The following is an 18,428-nucleotide window of genomic DNA, read 5'->3' on the forward strand; positions in this document are numbered from 1 at the left end:
CCTCACAGGCCCGCATGGGCGGCGATAGCGGCAGCGATGGCCAGGGCCAGCTCTTCGGGTTTGCGCTTGATCGAATAGTTGGTCAGTTCCGGATGGGTTTCCACGAAGCTGGTATTGAACCGGCCGCTGCGAAATTCCGGATTGCGCAGGATTTCCTGGTAATAGGCCGCGGTGGTCTTCACGCCTTGTACGCGCATGTCATCCAGCGCCCGCAGGCCGCGATCCATGGCTTCTTCCCAGCTGAGCGCCCAGACGATCAGCTTCAGGCACATGGAGTCGTAATACGGCGGGATGGTGTAGCCGGTATAGATCGCCGTATCGGTCCGCACGCCTGGGCCGCCCGGCGCGTAATAACGGGTGATCTTGCCGAAGCTGGGCAGGAAGTTGTTCTTGGGGTCTTCGGCGTTGATGCGGAATTGCAAGGCGAAGCCGCGATGAATGATGTCTTCCTGCTTGACCGACAAGGGCAGGCCGGAGGCAATCCGGATCTGCTCACGAACGATGTCGATGCCGGTGATTTCCTCGGTGATGGTGTGTTCCACCTGCACACGGGTGTTCATTTCCATGAAGTAGACCTCGCCATCGGCGAGCAGGAACTCCACGGTGCCGGCATTCTCGTAACCCACCGCCTGGGCAGCGCGTACCGCGAGATCGCCAATGTAGGCGCGCTGCTCGGGGGTCAGTTGAGGGCTTGGGGCGATTTCAATGAGTTTCTGGTTGCGCCGCTGAATCGAGCAGTCTCGTTCGAACAGATGCACCACATTGCCAAAACTGTCGCCCAGAATTTGCGCTTCGATGTGCTTCGGATTGACGATGCACTTTTCCAGGAAGACCTCAGCAGAACCGAATGCCTTGGTGGCTTCTGAGATGACTCTCGGGAAAGCCTGCTCCAGCTCATCGCGACTGTTGCAGCGACGTATGCCTCGCCCGCCGCCGCCCGACGTGGCCTTGAGCATGACCGGATAGCCGATCCGGTCACCTTCACGCAGCGCTTCCTGGACATCGGCCACGTTGCCTTCCGTGCCCGGCGTGACCGGAACACCCGCCTGAATCATGCTGCGCCGGGCTTCGGTCTTGTCACCCATGCGCCGGATGACGTCAGCCGCCGGCCCGATGAATTTGATGCCGCGCTGTGCGCAGACTTCAGCCAATTCGGCATTTTCCGAAAGGAATCCGTAACCCGGATGCAGAGCATCACAACCGGTTTCCACCGCGAGACCTACCAGCTTGCGGGGATTGAGATAGCCCTCAAGCGGCTCGGCGCCAATGCTGTAGGCTTCATCGGCACGTTTCACATGCAAGGCGTGGCGATCAGCTTCCGAGAAGATGGCCACCGACCGAATGCCCATCTCTGCGCAAGCGCGCACGATGCGAACGGCAATCTCCCCACGGTTGGCAATCAATATTTTTGTTATCACTGGCGTTTCCTCGACCATAAGGAGGATCAGCCCGGTCGGGCCGACCCGCGTGTGACGCGATGACGCAGAAGTCACCCTAGGCCGGATCGAGGATTAATAAAAATCAGTAAAATTTGGGTCGGGCATAAGCTAAAGCTTATAGTCCCGGTTTCCAGATATCGGAATGGAGATGTGGCCATGCGTAAGTCGTTGATGAGACTGACATTGCGTCAGTTGCGAGTCTTCAATGAAGTCTGCGACTTACGCTCCTTCAGCCGCGCGGCGGAGGAAATGGCGTTGACCCAGCCTGCCGTGAGTTTGCAGGTTCGCCAGTTGGAAGAACTGGTAGGTCAGCCGTTGTTCGAATACGTGGGCAAAAAGCTTTACCTCACTGAAGCGGCAGAAGCCTTGCAGCAAGCCAGTCGGGATATTTTCGGACGTCTGGAAAACCTCGACATGCAGCTTTCCGACATGCAGGGCTCGCTGCAGGGCCAATTGAAACTGGCCGTCGAATCGAGCTGCAAATACTTCACCCCGCATCTGTTCGCCGCGTTCAAGCGCGACTATCCGGAAGTCAGCCTCAACCTGACGGTCGCGAACCGTAATCAGATCATCCGGCGCCTGTCCGATAACCGGGACGACCTGGTCATCATGTCGATGGTGCCGCAGGACATGGGGCTGGAATTCATGCCCTTCCTCAACAATCCAATCATCGCCGTCGCGCCGCCGGATCATGCGCTGTGTGCCCACGAGCAGGTCAGCCTGAAAGATCTGGAGCCCTGGCCCCTGCTGATCCGTGAATCAGGCTCGGGCACGCGTCGCGCATGCGAAGAGTACTTCAAGGAAAAACGCGTGCATTTCGAGCAGACACTGGAAGTGTCGTCCAGCGAAGCGCAACGCGAATGTGTCGTGGCAGGCCTCGGCCTGGCGCTGCTGACCCGCCACGCCGTCAGCCAGGAACTCGCGGCCGGGACGCTCAGGGAACTGCCGGTTGCCGAGCTGCCGCTGTACCGCAGCTGGTGCGTGGTGAATGCCAAGGACAAGCGCCTGTCGCCGGTCGCTCACGCTTTCCTTGGCTTCATCCGCACCGAACGTGCCCGCATCAGCCAGCTTGTCGAACGTTTCGACGGCCATCCACGTCAGGCGTAGCGGCTTGCCAGAAATGATCGGTCGCGGCGTCTAGATAGTCACACAGATCCTGATTCAGCCGACGCGCTTCGCTGTAGCTTTCGATCGCGCGGCGGAATTCCATGCGGCGCTGGTCTTCCATCTGGCGACGGGTCTTCACAGCGCTCTTGGGTAAATCATCGTAATGCCGAGCCATGGTCTGTCTCCCAATACGTGGTGTGGGAGCATCAGCATGGGCGGTCGTGGTGACCGTTAGGCAACGCGCAGGTGACAGAACGATGAATTCTGCGGGCTGCCATTACGCTCGGATCAGTCGTCGTGCGACTTGATCGACTTTGGCGACAGGCGCAACCCACGCAGGCTGCGCTTGACGCTCTTGAGGTGATTGACCAGGGTTGGCCCGCGTGCCATTGCGACGCCCATTGCCAGTACATCGATGACCACCAGATGCGCGATACGCGAAGTCAGCGGCGTGTAGATCTCGGTGTCTTCATGCACATCGATCGCCAGATTGACCGAAGACAACTCGGCCAGCGGAGTCTGGCTCGGGCATAACGTGATCAGGGTCGCTCCGGCGTCCCGAACCAGATTGGCCGTGATCAGCAGATCCTTGGAACGCCCGGATTGAGAGATGCATACGGCAACGTCAGTGGGCGTGAGCGTCACCGCCGACATCGCCTGCATGTGCGGGTCAGAATACGCCGCGGCGGTCAGCAGCAAACGAAAGAACTTGTGCTGCGCATCGGCCGCCACTGCGCCGGAGGCCCCGAAGCCGTAGAACTCGACCCGATTGGCCCCGGCCATGGCCGTAATCGCTTGCTGCAAGGCGTGAGGGTCGAGGTTTTCCCGAACTTCCATGAGCGTGTGCAGCGTGGTGTCGAAAATCTTCAGACTGAAGTCGGCGACCGAATCGTCCTCATGGATCGCGAACTGCCCGAAGCTCGCCCCTGCCGCCAGGCTCTGCGCCAGCTTGAGCTTGAGGTCCTGGAAGCCCGTGCAACCGATGGCCCGGCAAAACCGCACGATGGTCGGCTCACTGATACCCACGCTGTGGGCCAGATCGGCCATGGAGCTGTGCATCACGGCCGCAGGGTCGAGCAGCACATGATCGGCCACCTTGAGCTCCGACTTGCGCAACAAATGACGAGACTGGGCGATGTGCTGCAGCAGATTCACAGGTAGGACTCTATAAAGATAAGTATGGGCGGGTTGTAGCTTTCTTGTAGTTATACTACATGACCCGCAGAACGCACAGTTAAACGAAGCTCATTACTCTGCTTGATATGTAAGCAGGGCAAATCGGCCAGATTTGTGGGAATAATCCTACATTCAAGGCCTGATAGCCTTGTGCGGTGGGTGAAGCGTAGTCGTAATCCTGTGCGTTGCCGTTCGAACAGATGTAATCCGTATACGGTCCGAACGAGCAAGCACCGATGACCGGTCGTCACCGCCGCGACTTTTTTCGCGCCAGCCATGAAGCATGGTTTGCCCGCCTCGGCGTGGCATCCTAGAATGCGTCGATGCGCGATGATCTCTCTCTGCTTCTCAATTCCCTCAACGATGCCCAGCGGCAGGCCGTAGCGGCTTCGCTTGGCCGTCAGTTGGTCCTGGCCGGCGCTGGTTCCGGCAAAACCCGTGTGCTGGTGCACCGTATCGCCTGGCTGATGCAGGTCGAGCAAGCCTCGCCGCATTCCATCCTGTCGGTGACTTTCACCAACAAGGCCGCGGCCGAGATGCGCCACCGCATCGAACAGCTGATGGGTATCAGCCCGGGCGGCATGTGGGTCGGCACTTTCCACGGCCTGGCACACCGCCTGCTGCGCGCGCACTGGCAGGAAGCCGGTCTGGTGCAGACGTTCCAGATCCTAGACAGCGATGACCAGCAACGACTGGTCAAGCGCGTCATCCGTGAGCTGGGCCTCGATGAACAGCGCTGGCCCGCCCGCCAGGCGCAATGGTTCATCAATGGCCAGAAGGACGAAGGCTTGCGCCCGCGGCATATCCAGGCCAACGGCGACCTGTTCCTGACCACCATGAAGGCCATCTACGAGGCCTACGAGATTGCCTGCCAGCGCGCCGGGGTCATCGACTTCTCCGAACTGCTGTTGCGTGCGCTCGATCTCTGGCGTGACCACCCTGGCCTGCTGGAACATTACCAGCGCCGCTTCCGCCATGTGCTGGTCGACGAATTCCAGGACACCAACGCCGTGCAGTACGCCTGGTTGCGCCTGCTCGCCAAGGGCGGCGACAGCCTGATGGTAGTGGGCGACGACGATCAGTCGATCTACGGCTGGCGTGGCGCGAAGATCGAGAACATTCACCAGTATTCCGACGACTTCCCAGATACCGAAGTGATCCGGCTGGAGCAGAACTATCGCTCGACGGCCAGCATCCTCAAGGCCGCCAACGGCTTGATCGTCAACAACAGCGGCCGTCTGGGCAAGGAGCTCTGGACGGACGTCGGTGAAGGCGAACTGATCAATCTGTACGCGGCCTTCAACGAGCATGACGAAGCGCGCTACGTGGTAGAAACCATCGAAAGCGCGCTCAAGACCGGCATCGCCCGAAGCGATATCGCCATTCTCTACCGCTCCAACGCCCAGTCCCGGGTACTGGAAGAAGCACTGTTGCGCGAACGCATTCCGTACCGCATCTATGGCGGCCAGCGCTTCTTCGAACGGGCCGAGATCAAGAACGCCATGGCGTACCTGCGTCTGATCGAGGGACGCGGCAACGATGCGGCGCTGGAACGCGTCATCAACGTACCGCCACGCGGTATCGGAGAAAAGACCGTCGAAGCGATCCGCGAGCATGCACGTCACGCGCACGTGTCGATGTGGGAGTCCATGCGCCTGCTCATCGCCAATAAAGGCGTGGCCGGACGGGCTGCCGGCGCACTGGGTGCATTCGTCGAGCTGATCGAGAATCTGGCCGCCAAGGTCAGCGACATGCCGCTGCACCTGATGACTCAGACCGTCATCGAGCAATCCGGCCTTATCGACTATCACCAGCAGGAAAAGGGTGAGAAAGGCCAGGCACGGGTGGAAAACCTTGAGGAACTCGTCAGCGCCGCGCGCAACTTCGAGAACACCGAGGATGACGAAGAACTGTCGCCGCTCGCGGCCTTCCTCGGCCACGCTTCGCTGGAAGCGGGCGATACCCAAGCCGAAGAGCACGAGGACAGCATCCAGCTGATGACGCTGCACAGCGCCAAGGGCCTGGAGTTTCCGCATGTGTTCCTGGTCGGCATGGAAGAAGGCCTGTTCCCGCACAAGATGAGTCTGGAAGAGCCGGGCCGCCTTGAGGAAGAGCGCCGCCTTGCCTACGTCGGCATCACCCGCGCCATGCAGCAGTTGGTCATGACCTATGCCGAGACTCGCCGGCTGTACGGCAGCGAGACCTACAACAAGGTGTCACGCTTCGTACGTGAAATTCCACCAACCCTGATTCAGGAAGTTCGTTTGTCCAACAGCGTCAGTCGCCCGTTCGGCGGCACGCAGAAGGTCAGCAACAGCAGCCTGTTCAGCGGCAGCGGCATCCCGGAAACCGAGTTCAAGCTGGGCCAGCGTGTCCAGCATTCGGTGTTCGGCGAAGGCACCATCCTCAACTTCGAAGGCGCCGGCGCCCAGGCTCGGGTGCAGGTCAACTTCGCCGAGGGGAGCAAGTGGCTGATGATGGGTTATGCGAAGTTGGTGGCGTTGTAGTCTGAAAAATCGCCAGCAAGGCCGATCGCCAGCAAGCTGGCTCCTACACGTACCACGTAGGAGCCAGCGGGCGGCGATCCGTCTTGCTGGCGATAAATGTCACGCCCTATAGACAGCGCTGAAAATTCCTACGCCATTTGTGCAAAAGTCCGAAACATTAAGCCGCTAGCCATGTGCCCCCCGACTGTGCAACATGGCGGGCGTGCAATTCATAAAACGGGAATCCCTTTATGCAACGTTTTCTAAGCATCGCTATGGCGCTGTGCATCGGACTCACTCTGAGTCTGGATGTAAACGCCGCGCGCTTCGGTGGTGGCAAGAGCATGGGCTCCGCGCCGACTCATCAGGCGCGTCAAACCGCCCCTGCCACGCCTGCCGCAGCTCCGAACGCTGCCGGACGCCCTGCGCCGGCCGCCAGCGGTGCTTCTCGCTGGCTGGGTCCACTGGCCGGCATCGCCGCCGGCGGCCTGCTGGCTTCGATGTTCATGGGTGACGGCTTCAACGGCCTGCAACTGTTCGACATCCTGATCATGGGCCTGATCGCCTTCCTGATCTTCCGCTTCATCGCTCGCCGTCGGCAGCAGCAACAGCCAAAGATGGCCGGTGCCGGTGCGCCTTATCAGCGTGAAACCAGCCAGCCGGTTCAGAACCCGATCTTCGGCAGTGCCTCTTCGGCTCAAGCCGCGCCTGTGATCAACGCACCGGCCTGGTTCAACGAAGAGCGCTTCCTGGAAGCCGCTCGCAGCCACTTCCAGTCGCTGCAGCAGCATTGGGACGCCAATGAGATGGACAAGATCGCCGAGTTCGTCACGCCACAAATGCTGCAATTCCTGAAAAAGGAACGCGCGGACCTGGGCGACGGCTTCCAGTCGACCTACATCGACAACCTGCACGTCCAGCTGGAGGGTGTCGATGATCGGGCTGACAAGACCATCGCGACCCTGACCTTCTCCGGTGTGTCGAAGAACTCGCGTTTCGACCAGGGCGAAGTGTTCAGCGAAAGCTGGAATATGGAGCGCGCCCAAGGCGACAACCAGCCGTGGCTGGTAGCAGGAATCCGCCAGAACGGTTGAACCAGAACCTGATCTCGCGTTCAGAACCCCGGACTAGTCCGGGGTTTTTCGTTCTGTCCGATCGGATAGTTATTTTGAGAAAGCCTTTACGCTACTGTATAACCCGCGCCATCAAGCAAGAGGATCCATGTCGTGGAAGAAGTCATCGAACAACTGCGTGAAGCAAACGAAAAGGTTCCGGTCCCCCTCGAACTGCCGGACGAAGACCTGCTCGTCGAGATCGAAGAACAGCTGTTCATCAATATCCCGTTCGTATTCAAGGAATTTCTGCTGACCGTAAGCGACGTCGTCTACGGCAGCCTGGAGCCGGTGACCGTCACCGATCCACAGTCGCACACCTACCTGCCGGACGTCGCGGCCGAAGCCTGGGACGTCGGCGTACCGCGTGAACTGATCCCGATCTGCCAGGACGGTGACGACTACTACTGCGTCGAGGAAGACGGCACCGTGGTGCTGTGGTCCGGCGAAGAAGAGTTGGTGACCGAAGAAAACTGGGAATCGGTCTGGCACTGGGCGCGGGATGTCTGGCTGGAAAGCTGAGTCATCCCGAGCAGGTGGCTAGAGGTCACCGGATCAATGCCCGGATGACTCACTGTTGTTGCCCAACGTGTCGAGCAAGGCAATCTGCATCCGCGTATGTACCCGGATGAACCAGCGCCACAGCAAAGCGGCGACGAGCGCCGCGACCACCAGGATGACTATCAGCGACTCCCGGGTCGGCACGATGCTGGCCGACAGGGCCGTGAGCATGATGAAGATTACCAGCAGCGACAACAGTGGAATGACCTCTGCCACCACCCTGCGAACCCGGGCGGTATGGCGGCCAGCCATCTCGGGCTTGACGCCCATTTCCGCCAGCAGCATCGAAAGCGCCTTGAGTTTGCGATAGGCGGCAATCAGGAACGGCAGCGACAGGACGACTGCCGCGCCACATATCCATGCCTTCTGGGTGCCGACATCCGCCACCCAGTCGCTCAGGTAGGACCCGAGTCGCTCGGCGAAATAGCTGCCGCAGAAGAATATCGCCATCACGAGCGCCAGGTTCACGCCCACCTGCAACAGAATCCGTCGAATCATCGACGCCAGTACCGCGCCCTGCCCGTGGGGCTGAATGCTGCGCAGCCACTCACCGTACATGCCGAAGACACGCGCCAGCCGCTGCGGCATGACGCCTGCCAGCCTGTGCGACAGAGGATCGGCGCCCCGAATCAGGTAGGGCGTGAGCAGCGTCGTGATCGCCGATACGGCTACCGCGACCGGATAGAGGAAGTCGCTGGTGACCTGCAGGGTCATGCCGAGCGCCGCAATGATGAAAGAGAACTCGCCGATCTGCGACAAACCCATGCCGACTCGCAGGGAAGTTCGCCCATCGTTACCGGCGATGAACGCGCCCAGACCGCAGGACAGCATCTTGCCTAGCACGACGGCCACGGTGATGACGGCGATCGGCCACGCGTATTCGAGCAAAATGCCGGGATCGATCATCAAACCGATCGCCACGAAGAAGATGGCGCTGAACATGTCGCGAATCGGCTCGACCAGCCGCTCGATCTTCACCAGTTGCCGGGACTCGGCCATGATTGCGCCGATCAGGAAAGCGCCGAGCACCATGCTGTATTCCAGTTTGACCACCAGCAGGCAGAACCCGAAGCACAGCCCGAGTACCGTAACCAGGAGCATTTCGTCGCTTTCGAAGCGCGCAACGTAGGCCAGCAACCGCGGCACCAGCAGGATCCCGATTACCAGCGCAACGATCATGAACAGCGACAGTTTGCCGACCGTGGAGAACACTTCTCCCGAGCTGACGGTGCCGCTCACGGCAATACCGGAAAGCAGGGCAATGATGCCGATGCCCAGAATGTCCTCCACGATCAAAACACCGAAGATGAGCTGGGCGAAGCGCTCGTTCTTCATCTTCAGGTCGTTGAGCGCCTTGACGATGATGGTGGTCGAGGAAATCGCCAGAATCGCGCCGAGGAACAGCGAGTCCATGGTTTTCCAGCCGAAGAACTGGCCGATCTCGTAGCCGATCCAGATCATCAGCGCGATTTCCAGGAAAGCGGCGATGAATGCGGTTGCGCCGACCTTGAACAGCTTCCTGAGACTGAATTCCAGCCCCAGGCAGAACATCAGAAAGATGACCCCCAGCTCGGCAAGGGTCTTGATGGTTTCCTCGTCATGAATCAGCCCCACTGGCGGCGTATGCGGGCCGATGATGAAACCGGCCACGATATAACCGAGCACGACAGGCTGCTTGAGCCGGTGGAACAAGATGGTCACTACACCAGCCACGAGCATGATGACTGCCAAGTCCTGAATAAAATTAATGGCATGCACGACGTACGGCTCCTTTGGTGGTGACGCTGTTTCTGACTGCGACGACGCCTTATGGAAATGCTCCATATGCATCGCTGAAAAGTCTGATAAACATGTGGGAAACCCCGATCCTCGGGTTTTCGCAGGTTAACACCGCGCTCTCTGTCAGAATGGCGGTGCAATATATGGAAACAGATCCAGCGAAGGTCGTGTGACGGCCCTCAGGCTGGCTGCGTCCCGATGACATCCATTCAGAGCGCCAGACCCAGGCGCCATCCAACTATCTTGACCGTGTGAGTACGCTATGGAACCCGGAAACGCCCAATTGTCGATGACCGTTTTGATGACCCCGGACATGGCCAACTTTTCTGGCAACGTGCATGGCGGAACCCTGCTCAAGTATCTGGACGAGGTCGCTTATGCCTGCGCCAGCCGTTACGCGGGTCGGTATGTCGTCACCCTGTCGGTCGACCAGGTGATTTTCCGCGAGCCGGTCCACGTAGGAGAGCTGGTGACGTTCCTGGCCTCGGTGAACTACACCGGTAACACTTCGATGGAGGTGGGAATAAAGGTCGTCACCGAGAACATCCGCGAGCGCTCGGTGCGTCATACCAACAGCTGCTTCTTCACCATGGTTGCCGTGGACGATAACCGCAAGCCGGCAAGCGTCCCACGCCTGGAACCGGAAAGTGCCGACGGCAAGCGCCGGTTCATTCAGGCGCAACAGCGTCGGCAGATCCGCCAGGAGCTGGAGAAGCGTTATCAGGAGATCAAGGAAGAGGCGCTCTGACCGGCCTGGAGCGCCAGACGTCCTAGAGCCGTACAGCTTCGAATTTCACGCGAGGGTGCGCGATCCGGTCCTGGGCGCGCACCAGCTCCAGCTCGTAGCTGCCGCACGCCTGGGTCTCCAGCAATACCTCATGAACGGCTGCCGCGGTGTATTCGAACGCCGCAACCAGATCGTCGCCCAGCAGGACCCGGCCAAGAAACAGCCCGGAAGTCAGGTCACCGACGCCCACGGGCTGGCGCGGGAATGCCAGGAGCGGCCGACGCAGGTGCCAGCTGGCGTCCGCGGTGACCAATAGCATTTCGAAACCATCGGCCGGCTTGCCTGGATAATCCAGGTGTTTGACGACGATCGCCTTGGGACCACGGCTCAACAGTGCGCGAGCCATGGCGAGACAGTCGAGCAGCGACTCCGGCTTGCGGCCCGAGAAGCTGTCCAGCTCAAGCTGGTTGGGACACAGGAAGTCAGCCACCGCCGCCGCTTCTTCGAGCAGGAAGTCACTGACTTCCGCCGGAACGATGCAGCCTTTTTCCGGATGCCCCATCACCGGGTCGCACAGGTACAGCGCGCCGGGGTTGGCGGCCTTGATTCGCGCGACGCCGGTGAGAATTGCCCGCCCCTGCGCCGCGCTGCCCAGATAACCGGACAGGACGGCGTCGCAATTGCCCAGTTCGCCGATGGCGGCGATCCCGTCAATGAGCGCGGGGATCTGCTGGGGCGCAAGCACCTCGCCTGTCCAGTGCTTGTACTGCGTGTGGTTGGAGAACTGAACCGTATTGAGCGGCCAGACGTTGACGCCGATACGCTGCATCGGGAACACCGCTGCACTGTTGCCTGCATGGCCGAATACCACATGGGACTGGATGGCGAGCAAGTGAGGGGTACGTTTCATTGGCGGGTCCTGAACACGATGCAAATGCAATAATAAGAAATATAAAGCGCGCAGTATGGCTGGAAATCACTTCGGGCAGTTAAGCTGATGACTCCTTTGTTAGAGCACCATTGCCATGCTGACCCTGGGAAACATTTTCGTGCTGATGCTGTTCGCGAGCGCTGGAGCCTGGTTCTGGCATGCTCATGGCCTGCGCGAGCGAGCGCTGGAGCGGGTCAAGCAGCACTGCGCGAAGCTCGATCTGGAGCTGCTGGACGATAATGTCGCCTTGCGTCGCGTGACTTTCGCGCGCGATGTCCAGGGACGCAAGCGTCTGGCGCGCATCTACAATTTCGAGTTCACCGTGACGGGCGAGCAACGGCATCCGGGAACCATCACCATGTTCGGCGCGCACACCGCGCATATCGAGCTTGCGCCCTATCCGTTCGAGATCAAGACCCCGCCACCCAGCGCCAATATCATTCAGATGAATGAATGGCGTCAGTCGCATCAGAAGTGGAAACAGTGACCCTCAAAGCCGACAGGCATCGAGTCGCGCCGACAGCGCGTCGGCGTCCTGGGCTTTGGTGAAAATCAGTTCCAGCCGCGAGTCCTGACGCCAGTCGCTCGACTCCCAGATCACGTCCTCCCTGTTCACTGCATTCGCCGAGACCCAGCCGCTTGCGCCGTGCATGACCATCTTTGCCCGTTGCCAGCCCTCCTCGCCCAGCCAATGACGCAGACGCTCCAGATCGAAGCGCTGCGAAGGATGCCACCGCCATCCGATGCTCCAGCTGGTCGGTGCCGCGTGACTGGCGCAGATTGGCTTGTTCGGGTTCGTCCAGACCGTCGGCAATGGATTTCCAGTACCCGTCAGGGCCGGGTTATCCACAATCTCGTTATCCACAGGCACCGACGTCATGAAACCGGGCAGCTCAGCCACGGGCATCTGTCCATGTCGAGTCCAGATCAGGGAATGGCCCGCCAGACGTTCGGCAATTTCGCGACGTTCGGGCTTTTCGACAGATTCAGATTTGTTGAGAACCAGCAGCCCGGCATCACTGAGTGCGGCCTCCTGGCTGGCGGCAAGCGCCTCTCCCCTCGCCAATGCCGCCGCGTCCAGCACCATCACCGCAGGCTGCACGGAGAGCACGCCTTGCCACGGCGGCTGGCGAAGCTGCTCCATGAGCTGGGCGGGATGCCCAAGGCCCGAGGGTTCGATCAACAGCCGATCCGGACGCTCCTTACGCAGCAATCGGCCGAGTCCTACCTGGAATGGCACGCCGTTCACGCAACATAGACAGCCGCCAGCCACTTCGCCAAGTGCGATACCATCGGCCGCGGTCGTCAGCAGAGCCGCATCGAGCCCGACCTGACCGAACTCGTTGATCAGCACTGCCCAGCGCTCCTGCGCAGGTTTGTTCGCCAGGAGATGCTTGATCAGACTGGTCTTGCCCGCACCAAGCGGACCGCCGATCACATGAGTAGGAATATTCTGGAGCATGGCGGCACTGATCAGAGGGTAACTGTGGTCGTGGATGAATTCAAAACGAAGGATGGGCAATGACGCAAGCGAAGCCTTGGTTCACCGCTCTGGCGCTGATAGTCGGGACGACCCTGGCGGACGCCTCATGGGCGCAAGCCTGTCTTGTCCACAGCCAGGCAGAGCGGCTGGATGTCAAAGTCTGCCAGCAAAACATCAGCGTACCCGCCGAGATGTTCCGCGAGAGCTTCTGCCAGCCGCAGCTGTCGGGCCAGAAGGTCGCTACTCAATACTTCGAAAGCTGCCCATCGGGTGCGTTCGGAGTCTGCAAGAATGCGCAGGTCGCCAATATGCCCTATCGCGAAGACATCCACTATTACGGCGTGGCGAGCGATGCCCTGTATCTCAAGCCCTTTTGCGAAGGACAGAGCCAGGGCAGCTGGGTCGTGCCTCGCTAGAGATGTTCAGGCCGCTTCGTCCGTGTGCCAGGGACCGAACGGGTCGGGCATCCGCAGCCAGTCCTCTGGTCCCTGCGCCATCTCGTCGTCTGTCAGCAGGCAATCGTCCAGTTCCGCGGTGAGCTGTGCGAAGTCGATGTTTTGCCCGATGAAGACCAGTTCCTGCCGGCAGTCGCCCGCGTCGGTGGTCCATTGATCCAGGATAGACGCCACGCTTTCCCGGTCCTCAGGCCAGCTGTCACGCGGCACGAAGCGCCACCATCTTCCCGCCAGACCATGGCGCATCAGGCCGCCGGCCTGTGACCAACTGCCCGCCTCTCGGTACTTGCTCGCCAGCCAGAAGAACCCCTTGGAGCGTAAAAGCTTGCCATTCGTCCAGGGCCGGTCGATGAAGCTGAAAAAACGCTCGGGATGAAACGGACGCCTTGCCCTGTAGGCGGTGGAGCCAATTCCGTACTCTTCGGTTTCCGGGACATGCTCGCCACGCAGCTCCTTCAGCCAGCCCGGCGCCTGCTCCGCGCGCTCGAAATCGAAGCGGCCGGTTCCCAGCACCGTTGCCAGCGGAACGGCGCCCATGACCATCGGCACGATCTCGGCATGGGCGTTGAGCCTGCGCAGGATCGCCAGCAGCTCTTGCCGCTCGCTGGCGCTGATCAGATCGATCTTGCTCAACAGCAGCACATCCGCGAATTCGATCTGCTCGATCAGCAGGTCGGTGATCGAACGGTCATCCTCATCCCCAAGCGACTCCCCACGGCTGGTCAGGCTTTCCGCGGCCTGGTAGTCGAGCATGAAGTTCACACCGTCCACCACCGTGACCATGGTGTCGAGCCGGGCCAGGTCGGACAGGCTCTTTCCGGCCTCGTCCCGGAACGTGAACGTTTCGGCGACCGGCAGCGGTTCGGAAATACCGGTCGACTCGATCAACAGATAATCGAACCGGTCTTCGCGTGCCAGCCGGCTGACTTCTTCCAGCAGATCTTCGCGCAGTGTGCAGCAGATGCAGCCGTTGCTCATTTCGATCAGCTTTTCATCTGCGCGATTGAGGCTCACGTCACGCTGAACTTCGCCTGCGTCGATATTGATTTCGCTCATGTCATTTACGATCACTGCGACCCGCAGACTTTCGCGATTGCGCAGGATGTGATTGAGCAGGGTACTTTTCCCTGCTCCAAGGAAGCCGGATAGCACAGTGACGGGTAAACGATTAGGCATCAGTCTGAATCTCGGTCGAGGTAAACGAATCGCGGCAAAATAGCGTTTCGTTATAATATAACAACCGTACGGCTTTTCATCAGGCTTTATGTGACAGGCTTCGGATTTGGCATCTGAAGAAGAATCAGGTCGTGGAACATCCATGATGTTCCACTTTCAGAATGTTCCACGTGGAACGCTCAAATTTAACTACGAGGTGCGACCGAGCCGCACTGCGCACCCAGCCAGACTGCCCTAGTGTCCATACTTCCGTTCTGCTGCCGGCCAGTCGCGTTGAAGGTACCGACGACTTTGGTCGTGAATTCCTTGTCGCTCAGGAATTGGGCCTGACCGGTACCCTGCGCCTTTGGACAACTGAACTGGAAATTCCAGGTCTTCCCATTACGCGCCGTGATCTTTTGCGAGCATCCCGACTTGGGATCGGTCAGCGGAATGTCATTGGACTGCACCTGCGCCGGGGTCAGACAGATTTGCACGCCGTTCCCGCCCAGAGTAACGCCCTGCTTCTGGAGCATCTGCTCCATCATGGCACGCTGTTCAGGTGGCAGGTTTTTCAACTGGCCCATCATGAATTGCATATCGGGCATCTGCTGCCCATCGACCTGCATATTGCTCGAAGTGACTTCCCATAGGCCCGGCTGGAGCATCTGGGCATGAGCCGCCGGTGCCAGCAAACAAAACATCCACGCCAAGGTGCGCTTGTTCATAAAAGAATTCCTGAGTGATGATCCTGTGAAGCCATGTCGCAGACTGTCCGTTAGACGGCGAATGACCATACCGGTTGCACTTGGGAGAAAAAAGCGACATTCATATCTTGGCATGGTCTGCTGAACACCAAGACAGGAGCTTGCCGCCATATGGATTATCACAGCCCGTATTTCTTTGGCTACGTTCTGGGTTTCATTCATTTGCTGGGTATCGGAGCGGCCATCCACGCGCTGCTGACGGTGCGCACAGCCCAGGGCGCAATCGCATGGGCGATGTCGCTTCTGTTTATCCCATACTTCACGCTGATCCCCTACCTGGTGTTCGGTCGCAGTTCCTTCGACGCCTATATCAGGGCCCGACGCGATGCCAACGCCGAAATGCGGACCGCCATCGCCAGTCTGAACTGGCGGCCCTGGGTCGAGCGAGCAGTCGCCGCGCGTCAGTCGGATGCCTATGCTTCCCTGCGGGCGATGCCGAAACTGGGTTACACCCCGGCGCTGGCGAACAATGAAGTGAAGCTGCTGATCAATGGTGACGCGAGTTTCGCTGCGATGTTTAGAGCGATCCGCGAGGCCCGGCAAACCGTCCTCGTCCAGTTTTTCATCATTCATGACGACGCGCTGGGCCGCCATCTTCAGGATCTGCTACTGGAAAAAGCTGCCGAAGGCGTGGCCGTTTTTGTTTTGTATGACCGGATAGGCAGCCATGCATTGCCGGGCTCCTACAGCGAAAAACTCCGCGCGGGCGGCGTTCATATCAAAGCATTCGCTACTCGGGGGGGCTGGCTGAATCGCTTTCAGATCAACTTCCGCAATCACCGCAAGATCGTAGTTGTCGACGGGGTCAAGGGTTACCTGGGTGGCCATAACGTGGGCGACGAGTACATGGGGCTCAAGCCTCCCCTGGCGCCGTGGCGAGATACGCATGTCGAAGTGATCGGCCCGGTCGTCGCCTGCCTGCAGGAGTCGTTCGCCGAAGACTGGTTCTGGGCCACTCGCGAACTGCCGCCACTCAGCCTGCCGGAGCAATTTCCCGAGAAAGGTGTGCTGTGCCAATTACTGGCGAGCGGTCCCGCCGACGCGCAGGAAACCTGCTCGCTGTTCTTCGTCGAAGCGATTCATGCGGCCGAGCAGCGCGTGTGGATAACCAGCCCTTACTTCATACCGGACGAAGCCGTGTCGGCTGCGTTAAGGCTGGCCGTGCTGCGCGGAGTCGATGTCAGGTTGTTGCTGCCCGGTCGTCCAGACCATTATGTGGTGTATGCCGCTTCCAGCCTGTTCGCATTCGATGCGGTACGTGCAGGCGTCAGGGTCTATCGGTACGAGCCAGGGTTCATGCACCAGAAGGTGGTGCTGGTGGACAACGAAATCACGGCGATCGGCAGCGCCAACCTGGACAACCGGTCCTTCCGGCTCAACTTCGAGCTGATGCTGCTGACCGTCGACCCGGAGTTTTCCGGGCAGGTCGAAGCGATGCTGATGGCGGACTTCGCCCTTGCCCGGGAGATCACCCTTCAGGAGAGCCGCGAAACGCGCCGCTTGCATCAACTGGGCATGCGCGTTGCGCGGCTGATTTCGCCGATTCTCTGAATCGCAAACCGCTAGCGATAAAGGTCCTCGCGGGTCAACGGCAGACCGGTGGAACCATCGGCAAAGGGCTTGACAGCCAGTATCTGATGAAGATTGATCCAGCCTTTCGAAAAGGCGTAAGCACAGCCTGCCAGATACAGCCGCCAGATCCGCAGCGTCTGGGTCGGGACCAGACGTGCCGCTTCATCGAGGCGTGATTCCAGCCGGCTGCTCCAGTGTTCCAGGGTGCGCGCGTAATGAAGCCGCAGACTTTCGACGTCGACGATCTCAAGACCTGCGTTGCTGATATCGGCGCTGATCATCGTCAGATGCGGCAGCTCGCCGTTAGGGAATACATACCGGTCAATGAACTCGCCGGCGCCGCGGCCGACCGGACGGCCATCGGTATAGCGAGCCGTGATTCCATGGTTCATCACCAGCCCGCCTTCCTTCACCGCACCGAAGAGTTTTTGCGTGTACATCGCCAGATTGGCATGTCCGACATGCTCGAACATACCGACGCTGACGACCTTGTCGAAACGACCGTCCTGGGGAAGATCGCGATAGTCGAGCAGTTGCAGATCGACCTGATCGGCAAGGCCCTCCTCGTCGACGCGCCGGCGCGCCAGTTCAAGCTGCTCGCGACTGAGGGTGATACCAAAGACCCTGACCCCGAAATGTCGGGCAGCGTACCGCGCCAACCCTCCCCAGCCGCATCCGACGTCCAGCAGGTAATCGCCGGATTTCAGGCGAAGCTTGCGACACAGGTGCTCGAATTTATCCAGCTGAGCCTGCTCGATCGATTCGTTTCCGGTCTTGAAGTAGGCGCACGAGTAGGCCATCTCCTGGTCCAGCCAGAGCTGGTAGAAGTCGTTGGACAGGTCATAGTGGTAGGAAATCGACGCAGCGTCGGTGTCCTTGTCATGCTGCGTGCGGCTTGGCGAAGCAGGCTCTGGCTCACTGGCCATGACGCGGGTCAGCTCGTCGCACACCCGCACCACCTCGCTGATGGGTCCTTCGAGCTCCATCCTGCCTTCGACGAAAGCACTGCCAAGCAGATTGAAACTGGGATGGGTGAAGTCAGAGACCAACTGTGGGTCCTTGACCAGAATCGTCACGCTCGGATCGGGAACGAGATCAACCTGGCGTCCGTCCCAGAGCTTGAGTCGCAGCGGCAACTTGAGGTTCCGAAGAGCCGGGGGAAGTTGCGCGATCATAGGTAACACCCCTCATCCAGAAGCTGGAAAAAAGGATAGTCCAAAAGCGGATTCCACCCGGAACCGTCAGGCTGACGGCAAGCTGGTGACAACATCAATCGACAGCGGGAATGACACGCGAACCCACGATTTCAAACCAGAGAAGCAGCCCGTATCTGGATCACCCTGCGTTGGAAGCTCATATTTTGTAACAGAGTTCGTCGGCTCGCGTCCATGAAGATTGCATCACGGCAACACGCATGAATCCGGCTGGCAGAAGATGAGCGCCACGCAGGCCTTGCGCCACGCGGGGCAGAGCATGATTGACCTGATTGGGGTCCCGTTATCGCCACCCGGCCGGGCCTTTCGCCATGAGGCTGGCTTCCTTTGCCCGCCATTTTTTTTCAGGCTTTTTTCGAACCGCATCTCGTCTTTGTTATCTGTTGTGGGTAGTTTGCGTTCGGCAAGGAGTGGTTGGCGCGCATTTTTTTGTGCAGGACGCACAGCATTACTCAGAGGCTTCA

Annotated in this window: 17 protein-coding genes; 8 read left to right on the forward strand and 9 right to left on the reverse strand. The window is 59.7% G+C overall.

Features of this window, described 5'->3' with window-relative positions; all coding sequences use genetic code 11:
- Window positions 1–2 precede the first annotated feature (2 nt).
- Window positions 3–1,418 carry an acetyl-CoA carboxylase biotin carboxylase subunit gene (locus TRP66_RS21155; protein ID WP_333406812.1) on the reverse strand — a complete coding sequence of 472 codons (1,416 nt, stop codon included), beginning with the start codon at window positions 1,416–1,418 and terminating at the stop codon, window positions 3–5.
- 177 nt (window positions 1,419–1,595) lie between these two features.
- On the opposite strand from TRP66_RS21155, the gene TRP66_RS21160 reads away from it, so the two are divergent.
- Window positions 1,596–2,546: a LysR family transcriptional regulator gene (locus TRP66_RS21160; protein ID WP_333406814.1), complete on the forward strand. Its 951-nt coding sequence runs from the start codon at window positions 1,596–1,598 to the stop codon at window positions 2,544–2,546.
- On the opposite strand, the gene TRP66_RS21165 is transcribed toward TRP66_RS21160, so the two are convergent.
- Window positions 2,500–2,685, reverse strand: a complete 186-nt coding sequence (locus tag TRP66_RS21165) for a PA3496 family putative envelope integrity protein (RefSeq protein ID WP_333406888.1) — start codon at window positions 2,683–2,685, stop codon at window positions 2,500–2,502. The two genes, TRP66_RS21160 and TRP66_RS21165, sit on opposite strands and share 47 nt — an antisense overlap.
- Window positions 2,686–2,834: 149 nt before the next feature.
- Window positions 2,835–3,701: a transcriptional regulator HexR gene (gene hexR, locus TRP66_RS21170; RefSeq protein WP_333406816.1), complete on the reverse strand. Its 867-nt coding sequence runs from the start codon at window positions 3,699–3,701 to the stop codon at window positions 2,835–2,837.
- Window positions 3,702–4,045: 344 nt separating this feature from the next.
- Between hexR and uvrD the strand changes: the two genes are divergently transcribed.
- From uvrD to TRP66_RS21185, 3 genes are all read left to right on the forward strand, one after another.
- Window positions 4,046–6,229 carry a DNA helicase II gene (uvrD, locus tag TRP66_RS21175; protein ID WP_333406818.1) on the forward strand — a complete coding sequence of 728 codons (2,184 nt, stop codon included), beginning with the start codon at window positions 4,046–4,048 and terminating at the stop codon, window positions 6,227–6,229.
- Window positions 6,230–6,459: 230 nt separating this feature from the next.
- Window positions 6,460–7,302: a Tim44 domain-containing protein gene (locus TRP66_RS21180; RefSeq protein ID WP_333406820.1), complete on the forward strand. Its 843-nt coding sequence runs from the start codon at window positions 6,460–6,462 to the stop codon at window positions 7,300–7,302.
- A gap of 132 nt (window positions 7,303–7,434) precedes the next feature.
- The gene (locus TRP66_RS21185; protein ID WP_333406822.1) at window positions 7,435–7,842 is read left to right on the forward strand and encodes an SMI1/KNR4 family protein; all 408 of its coding nucleotides are present in this window, start codon (window positions 7,435–7,437) and stop codon (window positions 7,840–7,842) included.
- Window positions 7,843–7,875: 33 nt separating this feature from the next.
- Here TRP66_RS21185 and TRP66_RS21190 read toward each other — a convergent pair whose 3' ends face one another.
- Entirely contained in the window at window positions 7,876–9,639 is a 1,764-nt protein-coding gene (locus TRP66_RS21190) for a cation:proton antiporter (RefSeq protein ID WP_333406824.1), read from the reverse strand.
- 283 nt (window positions 9,640–9,922) lie between these two features.
- Here TRP66_RS21190 and TRP66_RS21195 point away from each other — a divergent pair, with 283 nt between their 5' ends.
- Window positions 9,923–10,408: an acyl-CoA thioesterase gene (locus TRP66_RS21195; protein ID WP_333406826.1), complete on the forward strand. Its 486-nt coding sequence runs from the start codon at window positions 9,923–9,925 to the stop codon at window positions 10,406–10,408.
- 22 nt (window positions 10,409–10,430) lie between these two features.
- On the opposite strand, the gene pdxY is transcribed toward TRP66_RS21195, so the two are convergent.
- Entirely contained in the window at window positions 10,431–11,297 is an 867-nt protein-coding gene (gene pdxY / locus TRP66_RS21200) for a pyridoxal kinase PdxY (protein ID WP_333406828.1), read from the reverse strand.
- 115 nt (window positions 11,298–11,412) lie between these two features.
- On the opposite strand from pdxY, the gene TRP66_RS21205 reads away from it, so the two are divergent.
- Window positions 11,413–11,805: a DUF3301 domain-containing protein gene (locus TRP66_RS21205; RefSeq protein WP_333406830.1), complete on the forward strand. Its 393-nt coding sequence runs from the start codon at window positions 11,413–11,415 to the stop codon at window positions 11,803–11,805.
- 3 nt (window positions 11,806–11,808) lie between these two features.
- On the opposite strand, the gene TRP66_RS21210 is transcribed toward TRP66_RS21205, so the two are convergent.
- Window positions 11,809–12,780 carry a CobW family GTP-binding protein gene (locus tag TRP66_RS21210; RefSeq protein WP_333406832.1) on the reverse strand — a complete coding sequence of 324 codons (972 nt, stop codon included), beginning with the start codon at window positions 12,778–12,780 and terminating at the stop codon, window positions 11,809–11,811.
- A gap of 59 nt (window positions 12,781–12,839) precedes the next feature.
- Between TRP66_RS21210 and TRP66_RS21215 the strand changes: the two genes are divergently transcribed.
- Entirely contained in the window at window positions 12,840–13,217 is a 378-nt protein-coding gene (locus TRP66_RS21215) for an NADH:ubiquinone oxidoreductase (protein WP_333406834.1), read from the forward strand.
- Window positions 13,218–13,223: 6 nt separating this feature from the next.
- On the opposite strand, the gene zigA is transcribed toward TRP66_RS21215, so the two are convergent.
- Both zigA and TRP66_RS21225 read right to left on the reverse strand, forming a co-directional pair.
- On the reverse strand, window positions 13,224–14,432 hold the full coding sequence (zigA, locus tag TRP66_RS21220; RefSeq protein ID WP_333406836.1) for a zinc metallochaperone GTPase ZigA: 1,209 nt from the start codon (window positions 14,430–14,432) through the stop codon (window positions 13,224–13,226).
- Between the two features lie 185 nt (window positions 14,433–14,617).
- Window positions 14,618–15,139, reverse strand: coding sequence for a DUF3617 domain-containing protein (locus tag TRP66_RS21225; protein WP_333406838.1), 522 nt, complete (start codon window positions 15,137–15,139; stop codon window positions 14,618–14,620).
- 150 nt (window positions 15,140–15,289) lie between these two features.
- Between TRP66_RS21225 and cls the strand changes: the two genes are divergently transcribed.
- On the forward strand, window positions 15,290–16,729 hold the full coding sequence (gene cls / locus TRP66_RS21230; protein WP_333406840.1) for a cardiolipin synthase: 1,440 nt from the start codon (window positions 15,290–15,292) through the stop codon (window positions 16,727–16,729).
- Window positions 16,730–16,740: 11 nt separating this feature from the next.
- On the opposite strand, the gene cfaB is transcribed toward cls, so the two are convergent.
- On the reverse strand, window positions 16,741–17,925 hold the full coding sequence (cfaB, locus tag TRP66_RS21235) for a C17 cyclopropane fatty acid synthase CfaB (RefSeq protein ID WP_333406842.1): 1,185 nt from the start codon (window positions 17,923–17,925) through the stop codon (window positions 16,741–16,743).
- Window positions 17,926–18,428 lie beyond the last annotated feature (503 nt).

Origin of the sequence: Pseudomonas sp. JDS28PS106 (genome assembly GCF_036706555.1) — a bacterium.
Classification (GTDB): Bacteria; Pseudomonadota; Gammaproteobacteria; order Pseudomonadales; family Pseudomonadaceae; genus Aquipseudomonas.

Bases quoted from the DNA above. Each gene is read 5' to 3' on its own strand.
- TRP66_RS21160 (WP_333406814.1), top strand. From the start codon at position 1,596: ATGCGTAAGTCGTTGATGAGACTGACATTGCGTCAGTTGCGAGTCTTC.
- uvrD (WP_333406818.1), top strand. From the start codon at position 4,046: ATGCGCGATGATCTCTCTCTGCTTCTCAATTCCCTCAACGATGCCCAG.
- TRP66_RS21180 (WP_333406820.1), top strand. From the start codon at position 6,460: ATGCAACGTTTTCTAAGCATCGCTATGGCGCTGTGCATCGGACTCACT.
- TRP66_RS21195 (WP_333406826.1), top strand. From the start codon at position 9,923: ATGGAACCCGGAAACGCCCAATTGTCGATGACCGTTTTGATGACCCCG.
- pdxY (WP_333406828.1), bottom strand. From the start codon at position 11,297: ATGAAACGTACCCCTCACTTGCTCGCCATCCAGTCCCATGTGGTATTC.
- TRP66_RS21205 (WP_333406830.1), top strand. From the start codon at position 11,413: ATGCTGACCCTGGGAAACATTTTCGTGCTGATGCTGTTCGCGAGCGCT.
- TRP66_RS21210 (WP_333406832.1), bottom strand. From the start codon at position 12,780: ATGCTCCAGAATATTCCTACTCATGTGATCGGCGGTCCGCTTGGTGCG.
- TRP66_RS21215 (WP_333406834.1), top strand. From the start codon at position 12,840: ATGACGCAAGCGAAGCCTTGGTTCACCGCTCTGGCGCTGATAGTCGGG.
- zigA (WP_333406836.1), bottom strand. From the start codon at position 14,432: ATGCCTAATCGTTTACCCGTCACTGTGCTATCCGGCTTCCTTGGAGCA.
- TRP66_RS21225 (WP_333406838.1), bottom strand. From the start codon at position 15,139: ATGAACAAGCGCACCTTGGCGTGGATGTTTTGTTTGCTGGCACCGGCG.
- cls (WP_333406840.1), top strand. From the start codon at position 15,290: ATGGATTATCACAGCCCGTATTTCTTTGGCTACGTTCTGGGTTTCATT.
- cfaB (WP_333406842.1), bottom strand. From the start codon at position 17,925: ATGATCGCGCAACTTCCCCCGGCTCTTCGGAACCTCAAGTTGCCGCTG.